We start from the raw sequence: 21,085 nt of genomic DNA, 5'->3' as shown, positions 1-21,085 counted from the left end.
TTAGTCTCAAATCAATCTTGATTTGAAATCAACAATGAAAACCTCCACCGACGAATTGCTGGTGTTCGTCACCGTGATGCTCGTCGACGAACGGCAACCCGTGCATGCGGTGTACTACCAGAGCGCATCGCTCGCGGGGCGCGTGCAGTGCTTCCTCGATTTCATCGCGGCGCGGGTCGAGCTCTGATCCGCGTCGCGGCGCCTTCTCTCCTATAACTCAGATATCGGCCGAGCCGCGCCGCAAAGGTGTATATACAACTGTGGTTTAAGCCGCAGAGCCCGCGCCGACCCATGGGTCCTGCATCCGCCGCATGCCGACGCGCGGCCAAACCTGCCGATCTTGCGCGGAATCCTGCGGCAAATAATGGAAATCCCCAGGCACGGAATCTCGAAAAAGAAGTTGTATATACAAGGCCCGCGGGCTAGACTTATTTGAACTTGTATAGACAGGACGACAACCATGATTCTGAAGCCCGGCTACCTGACCCTCCCGCAACTGCGCCAGATCGCACGCGAGCAGGTCACCCTGCAACTCGATCCCGCGAGCCACGCCGCCATCGACGCGTGTGCGCAGGCCGTCGCCGACATCACCGCCAAGGGCGAGCCGGCTTATGGCATCAACACGGGCTTTGGCCGCCTCGCCAGCACCCACATTCCGCGGGATCAGCTCGAATTGCTGCAACGCAATCTGGTGCTGTCGCACGCCGTCGGCGTCGGCGAGCCGATGTCGCGCCCGGTCGTGCGTCTGCTGATGGCGCTGAAGCTCTCGAGCCTCGGCCGCGGCCACTCGGGCATCCGCCGTGAAGTGATGGAAGCGCTGATCGCGCTGTTCAACGCCGACGTGCTGCCGGTGATCCCGGTCAAGGGTTCGGTCGGCGCATCGGGCGACCTCGCGCCGCTCGCGCATATGTCGGCGATCCTGCTCGGCGTCGGCGAAGTGTTCGCGAAGGGCGAGCGCATGCCGGCCACCGAAGGCCTCGCGCTCGTCGGCCTGAAGCCGCTCACGCTGCAAGCGAAGGAAGGTCTCGCGCTGCTGAACGGCACCCAGGCGTCGGCCGCGCTCGCGCTCTACAACATGTTCGCGATCGAAGACCTGTTCCGCACCGCGCTCGTCGCCGGCGCGCTGTCGGTCGATGCGGCGATGGGCTCTGTCAAGCCGTTCGATGCGCGCATCCACGAACTGCGCGGCCATCAAGGCCAGATCGACGCGGCGGCCGCATATCGGTCGCTGCTGCAAGGCTCGGCGATCAACGTGTCGCACGCCGATTGCGACAAGGTGCAGGACCCGTACAGCCTGCGCTGCCAGCCGCAGGTGATGGGCGCATGTCTCGACCAGATGCGTCAGGCCGCCGAAACGCTGCTGAGGGAAGCGAACGCGGTTTCCGACAATCCGCTGATTTTCCCGGACACCGGCGAAGTGCTGTCGGGCGGCAACTTCCACGCCGAGCCGGTCGCGTTCGCGGCGGACAACCTCGCGCTCGCCGCGGCGGAAATCGGCGCGCTCGCCGAGCGCCGCATCGCGCTCCTGATCGACGCGACGCTGTCGGGCCTGCCGCCGTTCCTCGTCAAGGATGGCGGCGTGAACTCCGGCTTCATGATCGCGCACGTGACGGCTGCCGCGCTCGCGTCGGAGAACAAGACGCTCGCGCATCCGGCCTCCGTCGATTCGCTGCCGACATCGGCGAACCAGGAAGACCATGTGTCGATGGCGACGTTCGCCGCACGCAAGCTCGGCGATATCGCCGAGAACACCGCGAACATCCTGTCGATCGAATTGCTCGCCGCCGCCCAGGGCGTCGATCTGCGCGCGCCGCACAAGACCAGCCCGAGCTTGCAGAAGGTGATGGACCTCGTGCGCAAGGACGTCGCGCACTACGAGCTCGATCACTACTTCGCACCGGATATCGCGGCGGTCACGAAGCTCGTGCAAGCCGGCGCGGTCGCGAAGCTGAGCCCGTTCTCGTTCGTGTCGGAACAATGAGTCGTCGAGAGCGCGGATCACGACAATGAACGCACCCGCTTATCAGGGCATCAAGGACTTCATCCTCGCGCGCATTCATGCGGGCGAGTGGGCCGAAGGCGACCAGGTGCCCTCCGAGAACGAGCTTGCGCGCGAGTTCAGCGTCGCGCGCATGACGGTCAACCGCGCGTTGCGCGAGCTGACCTCGGAGCAGGTGCTCACACGCGTACAAGGCTCGGGCACGTTCGTCGCCCGGCCCAAGTACGAGTCGACCCTGGTGGCGATCCGCAGCATCTCCGATGAGATCGTCGCGCGCGGTCACCGCTATCAGGCGAAGGTGCTGAACATCGGCGCCAGCATCGCCGATGCGGCGCTCGCCGAAGAGATGCAGGTGAGCGCGGGCAGCCCCGTGTTTCATTCGCGTCTGCTGCATTTCGAAAACGACGAGCCGGTGCAGTTGGAGGAACGCTGGGTCAATCCGGCCGTCGCGCCCGAATACGGGCTGCAGGACTTCACGAACACCACGCCGAACCAGTACCTCGTGCGCGTCGCGCCGCTGCAGCGCGTCGAGTACCGCATCGAGGCGCTCGCCGCCGACGACATCACGCGCGAGCTGTTGAACATGAGTGAACGCGAGCCGTGTCTGGTGCTGCACCGGCGTACATGGTCGCAAGGCGAGGTCGCCTCGATCGCGAATCTGTGGCATCCGGGCACCCGTTACCGCTTCACTGGGCATTTCTGAATTCGCTTTTTCGCGCCTTCTCGCGCTTTTTCGCGCTTTTTCGTCTTCGCCGAATCTTTATCGAACATCGTCACGCATTCCGAGGGACACCATGAACAATCCGAAACACATCGATCCGCGTCTTGATCCGACTCGCACGATCCGCGCACCGCGCGGCGCGGAAAAGACCTGCAAGACCTGGATCGCGGAAGCCGCGTACCGGATGATCCAGAACAATCTGGACCCCGAGGTCGCCGAGCACCCGCACGCGCTCGTCGTGTACGGCGGCATCGGCCGCGCCGCGCGCAACTGGGATTGCTTCGACCAGATCCTCGCGTCGCTGAAGGACCTGAACGAAGACGAAACGCTGCTGATTCAATCGGGCAAGCCGGTCGGCGTGTTTCGCACCCATGCGGACGCGCCGCGCGTGCTGCTCGCGAATTCGAATCTCGTGCCGCATTGGGCGACCTGGGAACACTTCCACGAACTCGACCGCAAGGGCCTGATGATGTACGGCCAGATGACCGCGGGCAGCTGGATCTATATCGGCAGCCAAGGCATCGTGCAGGGCACCTACGAGACCTTCTTCGCGGTCGCGAACCAGCACTTCGAAGGGGAGCCTGCGGGCCGCTGGATTCTGACCGGCGGCCTCGGCGGCATGGGCGGCGCGCAGCCGCTCGCGGCGACGATGGCGGGTTTCTCGATGATCGCGGTGGAATGCGACGAGACGCGCATCGACTTCCGTCTGAAGACGCGCTACGTCGACAGGAAAGCGAAGACGCTCGATGAAGCGCTCGCGATGCTCGACGAAGCGAAGAAGGCCGGCAAGCCGATCTCGGTCGGCCTGCTCGGCAATGCCGCCGACGTGTTCGCCGAGTGCGTCGCGCGCGGCATCACGCCGGATTGCGTGACCGACCAGACCAGCGCGCACGATCCGATCCACGGCTACCTGCCGCAGGGCTGGACGGTGGAAGACTGGCGCGAGCGTCAGAAGACCGCGCCGGACAGCATCGTCACGCCGGCCAAACAGTCGATGGCGAGGCAAGTGCAGGCGATGCTGACGCTGCAGGAACGCGGCGCGGCCACGCTCGACTACGGCAACAACATCCGTCAGATGGCGCTCGAAATGGGCGTGGAAAACGCGTTCGATTTCCCCGGTTTCGTGCCGGCGTATATCCGCCCGCTGTTCTGCGAAGGCAAGGGCCCGTTCCGCTGGGTCGCGCTGTCCGGAGACCCCGAGGACATCTACAAGACCGATGCGAAGGTCAAGGAGCTGATCCCCGACGATCCGCATCTGCACAACTGGCTCGACATGGCGCGCGAACGCATCGCGTTCCAGGGTCTGCCGGCGCGGATCTGCTGGGTCGGCGTGAAGGATCGCTATCGTCTCGGCCAGGCGTTCAACGAAATGGTCAGGAACGGCGAGCTGAAGGCGCCGATCGTGATCGGCCGCGATCATCTCGACACCGGTTCGGTCGCGAGCCCGAACCGCGAAACCGAATCGATGAAGGACGGCTCGGACGCGGTCAGCGACTGGCCGTTGCTGAACGCGCTGCTCAATACCGCGGGCGGCGCGTCGTGGGTGTCGCTGCATCACGGCGGCGGCGTCGGCATGGGCTTCTCGCAGCACTCGGGCGTCGTGATCGTCGCGGACGGCACCGAAGCCGCGCACCAGCGCCTCGGCCGTGTGCTGCTGAACGATCCGGCCACCGGCGTGATGCGTCACGCGGATGCGGGCTATGAACTCGCGCAGCAGACCGCACGCGAGGCGGGTCTCAATCTGCCGATGCTGGGCCGCTGATCGTGACCCGGGCCGACCACGCGGGCGACATGGCAAGCGTCACGCTGATTCGCGGCGCCGAGCTCGTGGCGGCGCCGTGGAAAAACGGCGGCGGCGTTACGCGCGAAGTCGCGGCGTTTCCGTCGCCGGTCGGTGGGCAGGGCGCGGGCGCCGACTTCGTGTGGCGTGTGAGCGTCGCCGATGTCGCGCAGGCCGGGCCGTTCTCGCGCTTCGACGGCGTCGACCGGACGCTCGTGCTGCTGTCTGGCGCCGGCATGCTGCTCGATGAACTCGGCGACGCGGGCGTCGTCGCGACGCATGTGTTGCGGCAGCCGCTCGACGTCGCGCGCTTTGACGGCGAGACGCGCATCGACGCGCGTCTCGTCGCTGGCGCGACGCGCGACTTCAACCTGATGGTGCGGCGCGACGTGGCGCAGGGCGAGCTGGACGTGTGGCGTGCCGGCGCGAAGCAGGACGCGCCGCGCGTGCTCGACGGCGACGTGGCGCTGCTGTTTTGCGCGGGCGGCGCGGTCACGGTCGCGCTGGCGGCGGACCACGCGCAAGCCGTGCGGCTCGACACCGGCGATACGTTGCGCGTCGACGGGCCGAACGCGCTCGCATGCACGCTAACGGGCGACGGCGCGGTGCTCGCAATCACGATCCGCTACACGCGATGACGATTCAATCATGATCGGGCTTTGCATGCGCTGCATCACGGCCAACCCATCCACAGACACGCAACGAGCGGCAAAGAGCACGCGATGAAGCAAACCGTCTGGCATCACCTGAATTTGTGCCCGCAGGGCGATCCTCGCCACACGCACGCCGATGCCGCGATCGCGGTCGAAGACGGCCGCATCGCCTGGCTCGGCGGGTTCGCCGAGTTACCCGCGCAATTCGCCGGATGGCCGCGCGAAGATCTGCGCGGCGCGTGGGTGACGCCGGGCCTGATCGATTGCCATACGCACCTCGTGTATGGCGGCCAGCGCGCCGACGAATTCGCACAGCGGCTAGCAGGCGTCAGCTACGAAGAAATCGCGCGACAGGGCGGCGGGATCGTATCGACGGTGCGCTCGACGCGCGCGGCGGACGAAGCGTCGCTGTTCACGCAGGCGGCGGCGCGGCTCGAACCGCTGCTCGCCGAAGGCGTGACGGCGATCGAAATCAAATCGGGCTACGGTCTCGATCTCGCGAGCGAGCGCAAGATGCTGCGCGTCGCGAGACAACTCGGCGAGCGCTATCCGGTCACGGTCTATACGACGTTTCTCGGCGCGCACGCGCTGCCGCCCGAATTCGCGGGCCGCGCCGACGCGTATATCGACGAAGTCTGCAACACGATGCTGCCCGCGTTAGCGGACGAAGGCCTCGTCGATGCGGTTGACGTGTTTTGCGAGCGCATCGGTTTTTCGCTGGCGCAAAGCGAGCGAGTGTTCAACGCAGCCGCGCGCTACAAGCTGCCGGTCAAAATGCACGCCGAGCAGTTGTCGAACGGCGGCGGCGCCGCGCTCGCGGCGCGGCACCGCGCGCTGTCGGCGGACCACCTGGAGTTTCTCGACGAAGCCGGCGTCGCCGCGATGAAGGAAGCGGGCACCGTCGCGGTGCTGCTGCCGGGCGCGTACTACTTCATCCGCGAGACGCAGTTGCCGCCGCTCGAACTGCTGCGGCGCTACGAGGTGCCGATCGCGATCTCGACCGACAGCAACCCGGGCACGTCGCCGGCGACTTCGTTGCTGCTGATGATGAACATGGCGAGCACGCTGTTTCGCATGACCGTGCCCGAGGTGCTGCAGGGCGTGACCACGCATGCGGCGCGCGCGCTCGGCAAAGCCGGAGAGCACGGCGCGCTGCAGGTGGGTCGCGCAGCCGACTTCGCGGTGTGGTCGGTCGATTCGCTGGCCGAGCTCGCTTACTGGATTGGCCGGCCGCTGTGCGCGCGCGTCGTGCGCGCGGGCGAAACCGTTTATACGCGGCGCGGGTCGAGTGTGACCTGAACCGAACCGGAACCTGACAGATGACGCAATCCAATCAATCGCTGTTCGCCGCCAACGCGTATCTGCCTGAGGGCTGGCGCCGCAACGTGCTGCTCGAATGGGACGCGCGCGGCACGCTGAGCGCCGTCACGCCGGATCGACCCGAAGCGCCGGCCGGTGTGCCGAAAGCGGCTGGCCCGCTGATACCTGGCATGCCCAACCTTCACTCGCACGCGTTTCAGCGCGCGATGGCGGGGCTCACCGAATATCGCGCCAACGCGACCGATAACTTCTGGTCCTGGCGCGACCTGATGTATCGCTTCGCCGCGCGCATCACGCCGGAAGGCCTCGCGAGCGTCGCGCAGTGGCTCTACATCGAAATGCTGAAGGCGGGCTATACGTCGGTGTGCGAGTTCCACTACGTGCATCACGCGCAGGACGGCCAGCGCTACGCGAATCAGGCCGAGCTTGCTGAGCGCGTGGTCGATGCGGCGGCGGCGAGCGGGATCGGCATCACGATGCTGCCGGTGCTGTATCAGTACAGCGGATTCGGCGCGCGCGCGCCGCGCGAGGATCAACGGCGCTTCATCAATACGCCGGAGAGCCTGCTCGATCTGCTCGGCACGCTGCGCGCCGCGCGCCCCGAACATGCGGCACTGCGTTACGGTGTGGCGCCGCATTCGCTGCGCGCGGTATCGGAGGCATCGTTGCGCGCGCTGCTTGGCGGCATCGATGCGAGCGCGCCCGTGCATATCCATATCGCCGAGCAAACCGCCGAGGTGGACGCGTGCCTCGAAACCGAAGGCGCGCGGCCGGTGCAATGGCTGCTCGATCGTTTCGAGGTGGATAGCCGCTGGTGTCTCGTGCACGCGACCCATGTCGATCCGCATGAAACGCTCGCGCTCGCGAAAAGCGGCGCGGTCGCGGGTCTGTGTCTGACCACCGAGGCCAATCTTGGCGACGGCATTTTCCCCGCGCACGACTATCTGGACGCGCACGGCCGCATCGGCGTCGGCTCGGATAGCCATATCGGCGTCGACTGGCGCGCCGAGTTGCGTCTGCTCGAATACGGCCAGCGTCTGACGCGCCGGCAGCGCAACGTGCTGGCGTCGGCGCAGGCTCCGCATGTCGCGGATCGCCTGTATGCGGCCGCGCTCGACGGCGGCGCGCGCGCGACCGGCCGCGCGGTCGGCGCGTTGCAGCCCGGCCATCGCGCGGACTGGCTCGTGCTCGACGCCGCTCATTCGAGCATCGCGGAGCACGAGCGAGAAGCGTGGCTGTCGGGCGTTGTATTCTGCGAGCACGGCGATACGCCGATCCGCGACGTCTATGCGGGCGGCATCAAGGTCGTCGACGATCGCCGGCATCGCGACGAAGAGCGCGCATATGCGCGCTATCGCGCGGCGCTCGCGGAACTGCTCAAATAACGGCGATGAGCGCCGAACCGATTCTCCGATCCCACTGATTCCGGACTGACATGACTGCTTCGAACCTCACGCCGGTTTTCTCGCTGCATCAGGGAAGCCTGCCGCTGCTGATCTCGATCCCGCATCTGGGCACGCAAATCCCCGCCGACATCGCCGCGACGATGACGCCGGTCGCGCAACGCACCGACGATTGCGACTGGCATCTCGATCGGCTGTACGCATTCGCGAAGGTTCTCGGCGCGTCGTTCCTGACGCCGACCTACGCGCGCTACGTGATCGACCTCAACCGTCCGCCCGACGGCGCGAACCTGTACCCGGGGCAGGACACCACGGGTCTCTTGCCGGTCGATACGTTCGACAAGGAACCGCTCTATCGCGACGGCCATCTGCCCGACGACGCCGAAGTCGCGCGCCGGCGCGACGCGTACTGGAAGCCGTATCACGACGCGCTCACCGGCGAGATCGCGGCGCTGAAGGCGAAGCACGGCAAAGTGCTGCTGTGGGAAGCGCATTCGATCCGCTCGCGCGTGCCGCGATTTTTCGACGGACGTCTGCCGGACTTCAACTTCGGCACGTCGAACGGTGCGAGCGCGGCGCCGGGACTAGGCGACGAACTGGCCGCGCTGGTCGAGCGCCACGGTGGCTATACGGCGGTCGCGAATGGCCGCTTCAAGGGCGGCTATATCACGCGCCAATATGGTCAGCCGGAGCAGGGCGTGCATGCGGTGCAACTCGAACTGTCGCAGATCACTTATATGGAAGAGCGCTTGCCTTATGCATACGATGAAGATCTCGCCGCGAAGGTCGCGCCGTTGCTCGAAGCGCTGGTGACGACGGCTCTCGCTCGCGTGAAAGCAGCCTGACGTCGAGGTGACCCGACGGGTGCCTCGAGGACGGCGTCGGCGTGCATCGGTTAGCGGATCGCGAAGGTGTAACAGCATGTGTCCGTGATTGCATATCGGCGCGATCATATGGAATGGTTTGGGCGTCGATCGCGCACTGCGTATCGTGCGCCGGTTGGTTCACGATGCGGCGCGCCATGAAAAAAAGCCCCGCGAAAGCGGGGCTTTTTATGTGCACCGCGTCCGTTGGACACGGTCTCACCGCCATTAGTGGCAGCGCTTTTCCCAATGATGATGAACCTTCACCTTATGGCACTCGTGGTGACGTTCATAAGCTTGAGCGGGAGCGATCGCGCTCAGGGTGGCGACGGCTGCGGCGATGGCGAGAACGATTTTCTTCATTACAAAACCTTAAGTCAATGTTGTGGAGCGACCCATGCAGCACGACCCGTGCCGCATCGGCGTGTAAGGATGCCACATCGAGCGCCCGCGAATAGGAACGGTGCGCAAATACGTGTGTCAATGCAACACGCGATGTGTTGAAAGCCCTGTTTTAGCGCGCTTTGCGCTGAATTGGCCGGTGCGTACCATGTCATGCGTGTACCTTCGGCATCTGGGCCCCACCGCACGCAGGGCGGCATAGCTGCATTGCACGCGACACCGCGAGACGACTACCCTTTCAAAACGATGACCTGCGCGACGCGGTCATCGATTCATCAGGCGAAAAGATGGAAGACCCAGCGATGGAAGATTCCGACGAATTGCTGCTGCCAGTCTGGCGCGCGAACCTGGTGTTGCTGACCAGCGAGGTTGGCGCCGCGACCCGGCTCGCGCGCATGATGACGTTTTCCGCGAGCTACCTGAAGCTGATGCTGTCCGGCCAACGCGAATTCAGCGAGGAATTCGTGCGCGGCGTCGAGGCGGTCACTGGTTTGCCGGGCGGCTGGATGAACGTGCCGCACAGCGGTCACGAGATTCCGCCGAATGCGCGCGAGGCGATCGACAACGAACAGCCGCTCGCGCGCTTTCGCGGCACCGCGCATCCGGTGCGCAAGAAGACGGTGCTGCGGCCCGAGCCGATTTTTGGACAACCGGGGCCCGCGCGTCGCGTCGAGGAAGAAACGCTCGATGTCGAAGCGCACCGCCGGCATGTGCATTTTCGCAAGGTACGCGATGTCGCGACGCAGGAAGTGCGGCGCTTCGAGCGGCATCTGCTGCATGCGCCGGTCGAACTCGCGTCGATGCGTGCGAAGGTCGAGGACGTGATGGCCGCGGCCGAACTCGACGACCGCATTCAGGCCGATCTCGAGGGCCGGCTCGAACAGATCGACAAGCACCGGCACATGCTGCTGCGGCACGTGGAAAAACTGCAGGCGCTGCTGAGCCAGCTCGACGACGGCGAGTGATCGCGACTGACGGCGGCCCGGTCCGAAACGCGCGGGCCGGCGATGTGCTACAACGACGACACGAATCTTGCCGAGGTGGATCTTGGGGAACATCGTCGTCAGGTTGGCGCACGCGTCGCTCGCGCGGTGCGTGCGCGCCGCGGCGCTGCTTGCGGCGCTAACTGCCGCGAGCGGCATCGCTTTCCCCCTTCGCGCGAGCGCCGCCGAAATCGCTACCTCCCCCAACGAGCGCGCCCCTGCGACGATCGAGCGTGACGTCCATTTGTTCGTGATCCAGAAAGACGGCTCCATCGAGGAACACGACGACACGGTGATGCGCGCGGACACGGCCAGCGGTGTCGACGCAATCGCGCAACGCTACGTGTGGTTCAACAAGGACATCGAGCAGGTGCAACTGCTGGCCGCCGAAACGATCGACCCCGACGGCACCGCGCATGCCGTCGGTCCCGAGGCGATCCGCGACGTGCAGGAGCCGCGTTCGTCCGGTGCGCCGAGCTTCGAGGACGGAGTGTTGCGCACCGTGATCTTCCCCGGCGTCACGAGCGGCTCGCGCGTGCATCTGGCGTTTCGCAAGACCCGCGCGAAGCCGCTGCAGGCGGGCACTTTCGGTTATCTGGTCGAGCCGTCGCTCGAACCCGTCGACGAGCAGCGTCTGATCTTCGATCTGCCCGCCGACGTGCCGCTCTACGCTGACGCGCGCGGCTACGTCGCGGTGCCGCCCGTCACCGCGAATGGCCGCACCCGCTACGAGTTCGACTATCGGCACGGCCCGTATCCGCGCGTCGAAGCGGGCGCGGTTGGCTATGCGAACTGGGGCGACCGGCTGATGGTGTCGACGGTGCCGGACTTCGCGAGCTTCGCCGCGCGCTATCGCGGTCCCGCCGACAACGACGCGACCCGCGACGATCCCGCGATCGTCAGTCTTGCTCAGCAACTGACGGCCGGCCTCAGCGATCCGCGCGACAAAGCCCGCGTGTTATACGACTGGATGCGTCTGAATATCCGCTACGTCGCGCTTTTCCTCGGCGAGACGGCGGCGATTCCGCACAAGGCGGCCGATATCCTGCGCAACCGTTATGGCGACTGCAAGGACCACGTCGCGCTATACGGTGCGTTGCTCGCGGCGGTCGGCATTCGCAGCGAGCCGGTGCTGCTGAATCTCGGCCCGTACTACACGTTGCCCGAGGTGCTGGGCTACGGCGCGAGCGCGATCAATCACGCGATCATCTGGATTCCCGAGTTGGCGCAATTCGCGGACACGACGGCGGGCGGCACCGCGTTCGGCTATCTGCCTGGCGGCGTGATGGACCGGCCGGTGCTGCTCGTCGACGCCGGCGTGCTCGCGCGCACGCCCGCCACTCAACGGCACGAACGCAACGCGCGCGTGCAGATCGACATCGATGAAAACGGCACCGCGCATTACGCGTACCGCGTCGAAGACCGGGGCTATCCTGCGGAGATCGAACGCAACACGTTCCGACGCGCGACGCGCGAGGGCGCGCAGCAGATTGCCGCGAGCCGTCTGCTGAAAACGGGCTTGCATGGCACCGCGCAGTTGCAGACCGACGACGTCGCCGTGACCGGCGGACCGTTCGCGACGTCGATGCAGGGCAGCGTGCCGCATCTGATCTGGCCAGACGGCACGACCGCCGTGCCGGCGCTGACGAGTCTCGCCGGCGGCATGAACTCACAGGTCGAGGCGTGGCTCGCGGAACCCGTCAGAACGCAGCCGTGGGCATGCATCGGCGGGGAGTTCGATGAAACGCTGGAAATGAGTTTGCCGCGCTTCGTGCGCGTGACGGACCTGCCGACCGACAGCACGGTCGAGGACCCGTTGCTCTCGTTTGCGTCGCGCTACGTGTTCGATGCGGCGACGCGCACGTTGCAGGTCAACCGGCATCTGCGCGCCGCGTTCGGCCACCAGATGTGTACGGCTAACGAGTTCGCGGCGATTCGCGACGACCTCGTGCGCATCGAGCGCGATCTGGATGCCGAGGTGATCGTCAGGGCGGCGGCCGCGACGCAGTAGCGCGCCCCGCGCCGGCCGTAAGCCGGGCAGGGCCGCTACGATTCACTGGACGGCGAACTCAGGTGCCGCTCTTCGTGACGACCGGCACCCATGCGCCGTTCTTCACCTGATACAGCGTCGAGGCGCCGCTCTTCAACGCGCCGGTATTGTCGAACGAGATCTTGCCGGTCACGCCGTCGTAGTCGATCGACTTGAGCACCGGGCGGTACACGTTCGGCGAGTCGGATTTTGCCTGCTGCATCGCCTTGATCGCGACCCATGCGCCGTCATAACCGAACGGCGCATACGACAGCACATCCGCGCCGAAGCGCTTCTTGAACTTCGCGTTGAAGTCCTTGCCACCCGGCAGTTGCGCGAGCGGGCGGCCGTATTCCCAGGCCATCGCGCCGTCGGACGCATCGCCCGCGAGCTTGATGAAGTCTTCGTCCATCACGCCGCCGCCGCCGACCAGTTGCGCGTTCAGGCCGAGCTGCTTCATGCGCCGCGCGAAGCCCGCCGCCTGGCTGTCGAGGCCGGCGAAGAACACGAGGTCCGCATTGGCGCCCTTGAACTTGGTGATCTGCGTGCTGAAGTCGACCGCGTGGTTGTCGGTGTAGTCGCGCGCGACGATCGTGCCGCCGTGCGCCTTCACGGCCTTCTCGAACTCGTCGGCTTCGCCCTGGCCGAACGCGGTGCGATCGTCGATGATCGCGATGCGCTTGGCCTTCGTTACCTCGACCGCATAAATCCCTGCGTTCCCGGCGTTCTGCGCATCGGTCGAAATCACCATGAAGGTGTTCGCGAAGCCGCGGCCCGTGATGATCGGATTCGTCGCGGCGGGATCGAGCACCGGAATGCCGGCCTGCTCGTAGACCTGCGAGGCCGGGATCGTCGTGCCCGAGTTGAAGTGGCCGACCACCACCGCGACGCCCGAGTCGACCAGCTTCTGCGCGGCCTGCACGCCGACGCGGGGGTCGGCCTGGTCGTCCTGCGAGACGATCTCGAAGTGTGCGACCTTGTCGCCGATCTTGATCTTCTGCGCGTTGGCCTCGTCGATCGCGAGCCGCACACCGTTTTCCAGATCCTTGCCGTAGCCGGCATTGGCGCCCGTCAGCGGCGCGGCAAAACCGATCTTGACCGGTAGGTCGTCGGCGAAACTGGCAACAGGCGCGACGGCAAACATCGCACCCACGAGCATGGCCAGCGGTTTCAGCGTGTTGCGAAGACTCATGGTCTCTCCTTGCATCGACGGTTGTTATGAAAGCGGTGCGACGAAAGCGGTACGACACGTGAGGCCGAGGCAAGCCCTCGCGCATCGCAAGGCTACGAAGGATCGGTCGCCGCTCACAATGCTGGAATACACGCAGTGGCGTTGCGCTTCGCAGCGTGTTCGCGGGTCAATCTGGGGCGAATATAGAAAGCCAAATTGCCGTCGTCTTGGCAATTCGTGGCGTTTTGGATGAGCATTTCGGCATAGCGGGCCGTGTGCGCATCACGTCCACAAGGAGCGTGCGTGAGGCATCCAGGCTGGCTGGCCGCGAGAAGTTCCGCTGCGGCTGCGGATTGCGGCATACGCTTAAGAAACCGGCGCGAGCGCGCCGGCCGGTGTTGCGGTGTTGCGGAGTTAGCGTTGGCGCGGAGAGATTCGAGCCTTTCGCCTAGCGCTCGCCTTGCTGACGCAGCAATTCCTCACGCAGACGCAGGAGCGGCGCCTTCGTGTCTTCGTCGGCCCACGTGTCGAGATCGTCGATTGCGCGCTGGCAGCCGTCGAGCACCACGTCCAGATCGACCGGCACGCCGTTGTTCAGTGCGAATTCGATCGTTTCGGCGAATTGCTGGCACTCGTCCTCGCCGTATGAGATGTCGAGATTGTCGGCGATGATTTCGGCGATGTTGCTGCGTGCCTTGTCGTCGGCCGTCACCATCTCGACGATGCCGCGCGCGACGGCAGGCGAGTAGTACAGCGCGATATCGAGCCATTGCGCGGGATCGAAGTCGGGCTGGTCGAACTGGTTCTCGAAGTACTCGATCGCTTCCTGTTCGTGCGCTTCGTCCGCGTCGACGCTGATGCACAACTGCTCAAAAAATTCTTCCCGCTCGCTGCGGATATGACCGTCCATCGAATGCCTCGTCTGCTGAATGCGGAATGCTGAAAAATCCCGTGGAATGCGGGCGCAAGCCCCGTTCCACGCGGCACGCATTATAGGACGGCTGCTGGCGCGACGCTGGTGGCGGCGTCCAGCAACGGGTGACTCCCGTCAGTGACCTGAGCTCGACCTAAGCCGTCTCCGCAACCCACGCATCGAACCACTCGCGCGGCTGGGCGATTTCATTTTGCATCGCCACGAGTTCGAGTTCATAGCGCCCGGCCTGCCAGGTCGCCTTGACCACCGCGTTGACCGCGGCGAGCGTGTGCTCGAAGGCCGAGCGGATCGAATCGCCAAGCAGCGTGCGCGCGACGAAGACCGCGCTCGTCAGATCGCCGACGCCGACCGGCTGGCGCGCGAACGGATAGAGCGGGCGCTGTCCCATCCACGCTTCGCGTTCGCTGACGACGAGCATGTTGAAGCGGTCGGCGGGACTGTTGCGATCGAGCAGATGCTTGACGAGCACGAGCTTCGGCCCTCGCGCGAGCACCTCGCGGCACGCGGTGACGGCTTCCTCGAGCGTCTCGATCTCGCGGCCGACGAGGCGCTGCAATTCGATGTGATTCGGCGCGATCCCGTCGGCGACCTGCGGCATTTCGTTGACGAGGAATTCCTGGATGCCGGGATCGACCTTGTAGCCGCCCATGGCGCCCATCACCGGATCGCAAAAGTACCAGGCGCGGGGATTGGCCGCCTTCACGGCCTTGACGATGTCGATCACCGCCTGCGCCTGTTCCGTCGTGCCGAGATAGCCGGAGAGCACCGCGTCGCAGCGCGGCAGCATGCCGATCGCGCCGATGCTGTCGACGAGATCTTCCATCTTCGATGCGTCGATCGCGCTGCCGCTCCAGTGCCCGTATTGCGTGTGATTCGATAGCTGCACCGTATTCAGCGGCCACACGTTGACGCCGAGCCGGCACATCGGAAACACGGCCGCGCTGTTGCCGGCGTGACCGAACACGACATGGGACTGGATGCTCAGAACGTTTTTCGTCATGGTAAGGCTCGCGCAACCGGTCATGCGCGATCAACAAAGCGGGAAGGGAGTCTCGCGCGGGCGGGCAGATGGCCCCGGCGCCGCGCGGCAGACATGCCTGATACAGATGGTGCAGGAAAAACGCACAAACTGCATAGCCGGCAAGTCAGCAAACGATACAGGAGTTTGACCGCCGCGAGTTGATCCGTCCCCGTGCTGTTGCGCCAAACCATCAAACGCGCCTGAACATTAACGAAATCTGACAGTTTCCCCCATGCCCGATGCTTCAGACGAGTTCGCGATACAAAGCCAGATAGCGGTCGGCCGAGGCGCCCCAGCCGAAGTCCTGGCGCATTGCGCGCCGCTGCGCGGCTTTCCATTCGGTGCGGCGTCCGTACAGCGCAAATGCGCGGCGGATCGCTGCGGCGAGTCCGGTCGGATCGAAGCGGTCGAACACGAAGCCGGTGGCGAGATCGTCGGCGAGGTTTTCGAGCGATGCGTCGGCGACCGTATCGGCGAGACCGCCGACGCTGTGCACGAGCGGCAGCGACCCGTAGGCGAGTGCATAGAGTTGCGTGAGCCCGCACGGCTCGAAGCGTGACGGCACCGCGACCACGTCGCTGCCGGCGATGATCGTATGCGCGAGCGCTTCGTCGAAACCGAGTTCGACCGCGACCGATTCGGGATGCGCCTGCGCGACCATCCTCAGGCCATTCTCGAGCGCCGGATCGCCGGTGCCGAATACGACCAGTTGGCCTCCGCGCTTGACGATCTCGGGCACCGCGCCGAGCAGCAGATCGAGGCCTTTCTGTTCGGTCAGCCGGCTCACCACGCCGAACAGCAGCGCGTCGCTTCGTTGCGCGAGGCCGAAGCGCTTTTGCAGCGCTTCCTTGCAGGCGAGCTTGCCGGCCAGCCGCGACGAGCTGAAGCGCGTTGCGAGCAGGGTATCGCTGGCGGGATTCCACACCGTGTAGTCGACGCCGTTCAGAATCCCGCTCAGATCGTGCGCGCGATGGCGCAGCAGCGCATCGAGCCCGCCGCCGTGCGCGAGCGTCTGGATTTCGCGCGCATAGTTCGGGCTGACGGTCGTGATGCGGTCGGCGTAATAGAGCCCCGCCTTCAGGAACGACAGCTGTCCGTAGAATTCGACGCCGTGCATGTTGAAGAAATCGTGCGGCAGGCCGAGCAGGCCGAACTGATGCGCGGGAAAGATCCCTTGGTACGCGAGGTTGTGGATCGTGAACACGCTGTGCGCCGGCGCGCGGCCGTGCTCGCGTTCGGCGGCTTTCAGGTAGGCAGGCGCGAGCCCAGCGTGCCAATCGTGCGCGTGGACGATCTGCGGCGACCACGTCGGGTCCATTTGCTGCGCGAGTTGGGCGGCGACCCAGCCGAGCAGCGCGAAACGCTGCGCGTTGTCGCCGTACGGCACGTGTTCGTCGTTCAGATACGGGTTGCCGGGGCGGTCGTACAGCGACGCGGCCCGGATCACGTAGACCGCGAGCCCGTTGGTGGGCAGCGTGCCGCGTTCGAGCGTCACGTTCGGCGCGCCGAAGCGGTTGCCCAGTTGCGCGAGCGGCTGAAGATCGTGCAAGCCGGCGAGTACCGCCGGAAAGCCGGGCAGCAGCACGCGCACGTCGGCGCCGCGCTCGATCAGCGCGGACGGCAGCGCGCCCGCGACGTCGGCGAGACCGCCCGTTTTGAGAAGGGGATACAGCTCGCTTGCGACGTGCAGGGCGCGAATCGTCATAGGCCGGGTCTCTGTCGGGTTGGCAGGGTTGCTCGGGTTGGTAAAAGGTCAGCGGTGTCGCGGGTGAAGCCGGATGAAGCGAGGAAAGGCATGGCCGGCGGCGCCGTGGCCGCCGGTGCATGCATGCGGCGGGCGCGCTACTTCGGATGCTTGCGCAGCGCTTCCTGCGTGACCAGCACGACGCCATCGTCGGTGCGATAGAAGCGCTCGGCGTCGCGCGCCGGGTCTTCGCCGATCACGGTGCCTTCCGGAATCGTGCAGCCGCGGTCGATCACCACCTTCTGCAGGCGGCAACTCGCGCCGACCGTGACCTGCGGCAGCAAGACTGCCTCATTGATATTACAGAACGAACTCACTTTCACGTTCGACGACAGCACCGAGCGCGAAATCTGCGAGCCCGAGATCACGCAGCCGCCGCAGACGAGCAGGTTGTTGCCCGAACCCTGCAGCCCCTTCATGTCGCGTACGAACTTCGCGGGCGGCAACTGCTCCTGGTACGTCCAGATCGGCCACGACTCGTCGTACAGGTCGAGGGTCGGGATCGTCGAGGCGAGGTCGAGGTTCGCGGCCCAGTACGCGTCGATCGTGCCGACGTCGCGCCAGTACGGCTCGACGCTCGGGTCCGACGACACACACGACATGCTGAACGGATGCGCGATCGCCACGCCCTGGGTGACCACGCGCGGCAGGATGTCCTTGCCGAAGTCGTGGTCGGTATCGATCGCGGCGATGTTCTCTTCAAGCTGCTTGTACAGGTAGTCGGCGTTGAACACGTAGATGCCCATGCTCGCGAGCGCCGTGTCGGGACGGCCGGGTATCGCGGGCGGGTCGGCCGGTTTTTCGACGAAGCCGGTCACGCGGCGGTTTTCGTCGACCGCCATCACGCCGAACGCGACCGCGTCCATGCGCGGCACCTCGATGCAGCCGACCGTGCAGTCGGCGCCGCTGTCCGCGTGATCGGCGATCATGCGCGTGTAGTCCATCTTGTAGATGTGGTCGCCCGCGAGCACGACCACATACTTCGGACGGATCGAGCGGATGATGTCGAGGTTCTGGAACACCGCGTCGGCGGTGCCGCGATACCAGTGCGCGCCTTCGACGCGCTGCTGCGCGGGCCACAGATCGATGAACTCGCCCATCTCGCCGCGCAGGAAGCTCCAGCCGCGCTGGAGATGCCGCAGCAGCGAATGCGCCTTGTACTGTGTGACCACCGCGATGCGTCGGATGCCGGAATTCAGGCAATTGGAAAGCGCAAAGTCGATGATCCGGTATTTGCCGCCGAAGTGCACCGCCGGCTTCACACGCTTGTTCGTCAGCGGCCCGAGCCGGGTGCCGCGCCCGCCGGCGAGGACGATCGCTAGAGTAGTGCGCTGTAAGTCGTTCAGCCGTGCCGGAGTATTCATATTTGTCTCCTGTCGATCGGCGCGAGCCCTTCAGCACTCACGCCGACCTCATGCAAGATGGTTGCCTGATTGGTATACCCCCGGAATGATCTGGCCGCGTCCTCTCCGCTGATGATTTGGGCTGCCTGGCAGTCGTACCGCATTGCCGTTCTTTGCTGCCTGTTTTCGCGAGTCGGTTTGTCAGTTCTAGCACCGATTGGACTCGGGTGAATAAATGTTTGTTGCGGGGGCCGCGTGGCCGACCATCCCGTAACGATCGCCTGCTATGGCGCATTTTTCGGTGCGGCGCAGCACATTGGCCACGAGGTCGTGTCCGGACGATGCTCGAGCGTGTCGGGCGCAATATGCATGCCACGTCGGTGCTGCCGCGCGCCGTGTCCGCGCTGCGCGACTGGCGCCAGAGTTCGGCGGTGCATCGTAGAATCGTGCGCTTCACGCCTCGTGCATCCCTGTTGCGTTTCTTCCAGACCATGCCGATGAATCTTCGCCATCCATTCCTGCTTGCCCTGTCGAGTGTCTGCGCCTGTGCCGTGCTGGGCGCGGCGTCTGTTGCCGTGGCCGCCACGCGGGCGAGCGAGGAGAGCCCGGGCGCCGCGAGCGCCGCGGCCGCGTCTTCACTCGACGATTCCAGCCCGGCCTACGGTCCGGAACTGCAGGGCTTCAGCTATCCGGCGCCGGTCGAGCGCTTCGAATTCACGTCGCAGGGGGTGCCTTTGCAGATGGCCTACATGGACGTGAAGCCCGCGCATGCGAACGGCCGCACCGTGGTGTTGCTGCATGGAAAGAATTTCTGTTCTGCAACATGGGATACGACGATTCGCCGGCTGAGTGGCGCCGGCTATCGCGTGATCGCACCGGATCAGATCGGGTTTTGCAAATCGAGCAAGCCCGAGCATTACCAGTACAGCTTCCAGCAGCTCGCGCGCAATACGCATGCGCTGCTCGAGTCGCTCGGCATCAGCTACGTGACGGTGGTCGGCCATTCGACGGGCGGCATGCTCGCGGTTCGCTATGCGCTGATGTATCCGCGTGAAACGCAGCAGCTGGTGCTGGTGAACCCGATTGGACTCGAGGACTGGAAGGCGAAGGGCGTGCCGTCGCTATCGGTCGACCAGTGGTATCAGCGTGAGCTGAAGACCAGCGCCGACGGTATTCGCCGCTACGAACAGGCGACTTATTACGCGGGGCAATGGCGCGCGGACTATGAGCCGTGGGTGCAGATGCTCGCGGGCATGTATCGCGGGCCGGGTAAGCAGATCGTCGCGTGGAATTCCGCGCTGCTGGATGACATGATTTACACGCAGCCGGTTTTTTATGAATTGGGGCAGCTCAGCATGCCGACGTTGCTGTTGATCGGTCAGAAGGACACCACTGCGATCGGCAAGGATGCGGCGCCGCCCGAGGTGCGAGAGAAGCTCGGCCATTATCCTGAACTGGGCCGCGCGGCCGCGAAGGCGATTCCGCATGCGACGCTCGTCGAGTTCGCAGAGCTTGGGCACGCGCCGCAGATGCAAGATCCGGACGCGTTTCATAAGGCGCTGCTCGATGGACTCGCGGCGGTACAGACCGATCGTTGAGCGTCCAACCGGGTTGTTGTCCCGCTACCGTACTCCTGCGTCCTACATCGCCAGGCGGAACTTCCTGGCAGCTACTTTATGGTTTTTCGCGGATTTCCAGGAAGGACGCTGGCGGACAGGCTGTAGTCGGCCATCTACGGACAATCGAGCCAGAGCGAGAATAGTCGCCTAACCGACCCGAGGAAATTTTAAAGCGATCATTTCAGGCGTTGGAATTGTTCCTCCAATGCTCCAATGAGACGGCGCTGTTCATCGATCCTCACCCACACAGAAGAACGAAACGATGGATCACCGCGCCCTTCAATTTCGACCATCAAATCAGTGATTCTCCTGAGCATCTCGGCCTTCTGGTCATCCGAGAGAATGCCGTCGATCGTCTGCACGTGAACAAAAGGCATACACCACTCCAGAAAAGTTGTTTAAGATCCATCTGAGTCTGAAAATCAGACTCACGCTAACATTGCGAGGCAACCTGTGTCAAAGCAAATATCGCGAAACACCGAGAGAAAACGAAATCGCCCACTCGTTGCAATAAACGAGTGCGGTCTTGCGCATGCGGCCAGCCTAGTCGGCGATCGCTGGGTCTTGTTGATTCTTCGCGAAGCGTTTTATGGAGTGACGCGCTTCGAGGAGATACGTGAAGACATAGGCGCTTCAAAACATGCCCTGAGCAGTCGGCTGGAACTATTGACGAATTCCGGCATTTTGCTTGCACGGCCGTATCGAGAGCCGGGCGAGCGAGAACGTAACGAATACGTTCTTACAGAAAGGGGCGAGAGCCTTGGCCCAGTGTTGCTGATGCTATTGGACTGGGGGCAAACATATCTGCAGTCATCGAGCAAGCGGGTCTCTTTAGTCGAGCGGGCTACGGGTCAGACGGTTAGAAATGCGTTTGCGACAGATAACGGACGCATCGTTGCCGGGGCGGATATCACGTTGAAAATATGCTCCTAGCCATGCTCTTCGAACGGCCGCTTTCCGCAACGCCCATGGTCCGCTTCGGGTCGAGCTTGTGTGAAAACGCGTTGATCGCCTAGACTGGATTAACTCATTCAGCATGGGTGACCGGATGAAGCGATTCATAGAAGGCGAAGATCGCAAGCAGGTGACGCTGCTTCCAG

The 21,085-nt window shown here is 64.7% G+C and carries 18 protein-coding genes and 1 pseudogene; 12 read left to right on the top strand and 7 right to left on the bottom strand.

Features of this window, described 5'->3' with window-relative positions; genetic code table 11:
* Nucleotides 1–76: 76 nt before the first annotated feature.
* The 8 genes and pseudogenes from AB3X86_RS30610 to hutG all read left to right on the top strand — a co-directional run.
* Nucleotides 77–187: pseudogene (locus tag AB3X86_RS30610) on the top strand (LysR family transcriptional regulator); the annotation flags it as partial.
* Nucleotides 188–460: 273 nt separating this feature from the next.
* On the top strand, nt 461–1,981 hold the full coding sequence (gene hutH, locus AB3X86_RS30605; RefSeq protein WP_176365713.1) for a histidine ammonia-lyase: 1,521 nt from the start codon (nt 461–463) through the stop codon (nt 1,979–1,981).
* A 25-nt stretch (nt 1,982–2,006) separates the two neighbouring features.
* Nucleotides 2,007–2,702, top strand: a complete 696-nt coding sequence (gene hutC, locus AB3X86_RS30600) for a histidine utilization repressor (RefSeq protein ID WP_176108985.1) — start codon at nt 2,007–2,009, stop codon at nt 2,700–2,702.
* A 91-nt stretch (nt 2,703–2,793) separates the two neighbouring features.
* The gene (gene hutU / locus AB3X86_RS30595) at nt 2,794–4,482 is read left to right on the top strand and encodes a urocanate hydratase (RefSeq protein ID WP_368598836.1); all 1,689 of its coding nucleotides are present in this window, start codon (nt 2,794–2,796) and stop codon (nt 4,480–4,482) included.
* A 29-nt stretch (nt 4,483–4,511) separates the two neighbouring features.
* On the top strand, nt 4,512–5,138 hold the full coding sequence (locus tag AB3X86_RS30590; RefSeq protein WP_368598835.1) for a HutD family protein: 627 nt from the start codon (nt 4,512–4,514) through the stop codon (nt 5,136–5,138).
* Between the two features lie 84 nt (nt 5,139–5,222).
* Nucleotides 5,223–6,452 carry an imidazolonepropionase gene (gene hutI, locus AB3X86_RS30585; RefSeq protein ID WP_368598834.1) on the top strand — a complete coding sequence of 410 codons (1,230 nt, stop codon included), beginning with the start codon at nt 5,223–5,225 and terminating at the stop codon, nt 6,450–6,452.
* Nucleotides 6,453–6,472: 20 nt separating this feature from the next.
* Nucleotides 6,473–7,858 carry a formimidoylglutamate deiminase gene (locus tag AB3X86_RS30580; RefSeq protein ID WP_368598833.1) on the top strand — a complete coding sequence of 462 codons (1,386 nt, stop codon included), beginning with the start codon at nt 6,473–6,475 and terminating at the stop codon, nt 7,856–7,858.
* Nucleotides 7,859–7,908: 50 nt separating this feature from the next.
* The gene (hutG, locus tag AB3X86_RS30575; protein WP_176120098.1) at nt 7,909–8,721 is read left to right on the top strand and encodes an N-formylglutamate deformylase; all 813 of its coding nucleotides are present in this window, start codon (nt 7,909–7,911) and stop codon (nt 8,719–8,721) included.
* A gap of 246 nt (nt 8,722–8,967) precedes the next feature.
* Here the strand turns inward: hutG and AB3X86_RS30570 are convergent, their stop codons facing one another.
* A complete protein-coding gene (locus AB3X86_RS30570; protein ID WP_368598832.1) occupies nt 8,968–9,102 on the bottom strand; it encodes a hypothetical protein in 135 nt (44 codons plus the stop codon).
* 341 nt (nt 9,103–9,443) lie between these two features.
* On the opposite strand from AB3X86_RS30570, the gene AB3X86_RS30565 reads away from it, so the two are divergent.
* Both AB3X86_RS30565 and AB3X86_RS30560 read left to right on the top strand, forming a co-directional pair.
* The gene (locus AB3X86_RS30565) at nt 9,444–10,106 is read left to right on the top strand and encodes a hypothetical protein (RefSeq protein ID WP_176108979.1); all 663 of its coding nucleotides are present in this window, start codon (nt 9,444–9,446) and stop codon (nt 10,104–10,106) included.
* Between the two features lie 82 nt (nt 10,107–10,188).
* On the top strand, nt 10,189–12,135 hold the full coding sequence (locus AB3X86_RS30560) for a DUF3857 domain-containing transglutaminase family protein (protein WP_368598831.1): 1,947 nt from the start codon (nt 10,189–10,191) through the stop codon (nt 12,133–12,135).
* Nucleotides 12,136–12,193: 58 nt separating this feature from the next.
* On the opposite strand, the gene AB3X86_RS30555 is transcribed toward AB3X86_RS30560, so the two are convergent.
* The 5 genes from AB3X86_RS30555 to glgC form a co-directional block, all read right to left on the bottom strand.
* Nucleotides 12,194–13,345: a branched-chain amino acid ABC transporter substrate-binding protein gene (locus AB3X86_RS30555; protein ID WP_176378048.1), complete on the bottom strand. Its 1,152-nt coding sequence runs from the start codon at nt 13,343–13,345 to the stop codon at nt 12,194–12,196.
* 427 nt (nt 13,346–13,772) lie between these two features.
* On the bottom strand, nt 13,773–14,234 hold the full coding sequence (locus tag AB3X86_RS30550; RefSeq protein ID WP_176108976.1) for a hypothetical protein: 462 nt from the start codon (nt 14,232–14,234) through the stop codon (nt 13,773–13,775).
* Between the two features lie 157 nt (nt 14,235–14,391).
* The gene (gene pdxY / locus AB3X86_RS30545; RefSeq protein WP_368598830.1) at nt 14,392–15,258 is read right to left on the bottom strand and encodes a pyridoxal kinase PdxY; all 867 of its coding nucleotides are present in this window, start codon (nt 15,256–15,258) and stop codon (nt 14,392–14,394) included.
* Between the two features lie 265 nt (nt 15,259–15,523).
* Nucleotides 15,524–16,984: a glycogen synthase GlgA gene (gene glgA, locus AB3X86_RS30540; RefSeq protein WP_368598829.1), complete on the bottom strand. Its 1,461-nt coding sequence runs from the start codon at nt 16,982–16,984 to the stop codon at nt 15,524–15,526.
* A gap of 137 nt (nt 16,985–17,121) precedes the next feature.
* Nucleotides 17,122–18,387 carry a glucose-1-phosphate adenylyltransferase gene (gene glgC, locus AB3X86_RS30535; RefSeq protein WP_176378046.1) on the bottom strand — a complete coding sequence of 422 codons (1,266 nt, stop codon included), beginning with the start codon at nt 18,385–18,387 and terminating at the stop codon, nt 17,122–17,124.
* Nucleotides 18,388–18,857: 470 nt separating this feature from the next.
* Here glgC and AB3X86_RS30530 point away from each other — a divergent pair, with 470 nt between their 5' ends.
* A complete protein-coding gene (locus AB3X86_RS30530) occupies nt 18,858–19,964 on the top strand; it encodes an alpha/beta fold hydrolase (protein WP_368598911.1) in 1,107 nt (368 codons plus the stop codon).
* 197 nt (nt 19,965–20,161) lie between these two features.
* On the opposite strand, the gene AB3X86_RS30525 is transcribed toward AB3X86_RS30530, so the two are convergent.
* The gene (locus tag AB3X86_RS30525) at nt 20,162–20,362 is read right to left on the bottom strand and encodes a 4-oxalocrotonate tautomerase family protein (RefSeq protein WP_368598828.1); all 201 of its coding nucleotides are present in this window, start codon (nt 20,360–20,362) and stop codon (nt 20,162–20,164) included.
* 76 nt (nt 20,363–20,438) lie between these two features.
* On the opposite strand from AB3X86_RS30525, the gene AB3X86_RS30520 reads away from it, so the two are divergent.
* Nucleotides 20,439–20,918, top strand: coding sequence for a winged helix-turn-helix transcriptional regulator (locus AB3X86_RS30520; protein WP_368598827.1), 480 nt, complete (start codon nt 20,439–20,441; stop codon nt 20,916–20,918).
* Nucleotides 20,919–21,085 lie beyond the last annotated feature (167 nt).

Origin of the sequence: Paraburkholderia sp. BR14374 (assembly GCF_040948685.1) — a bacterium.
Taxonomy (GTDB): Bacteria; Pseudomonadota; Gammaproteobacteria; order Burkholderiales; family Burkholderiaceae; genus Paraburkholderia; species Paraburkholderia youngii.
Note: the sequence above shows the minus strand (reverse complement) of the source record. Positions and strands in the feature narration are given on the sequence as shown.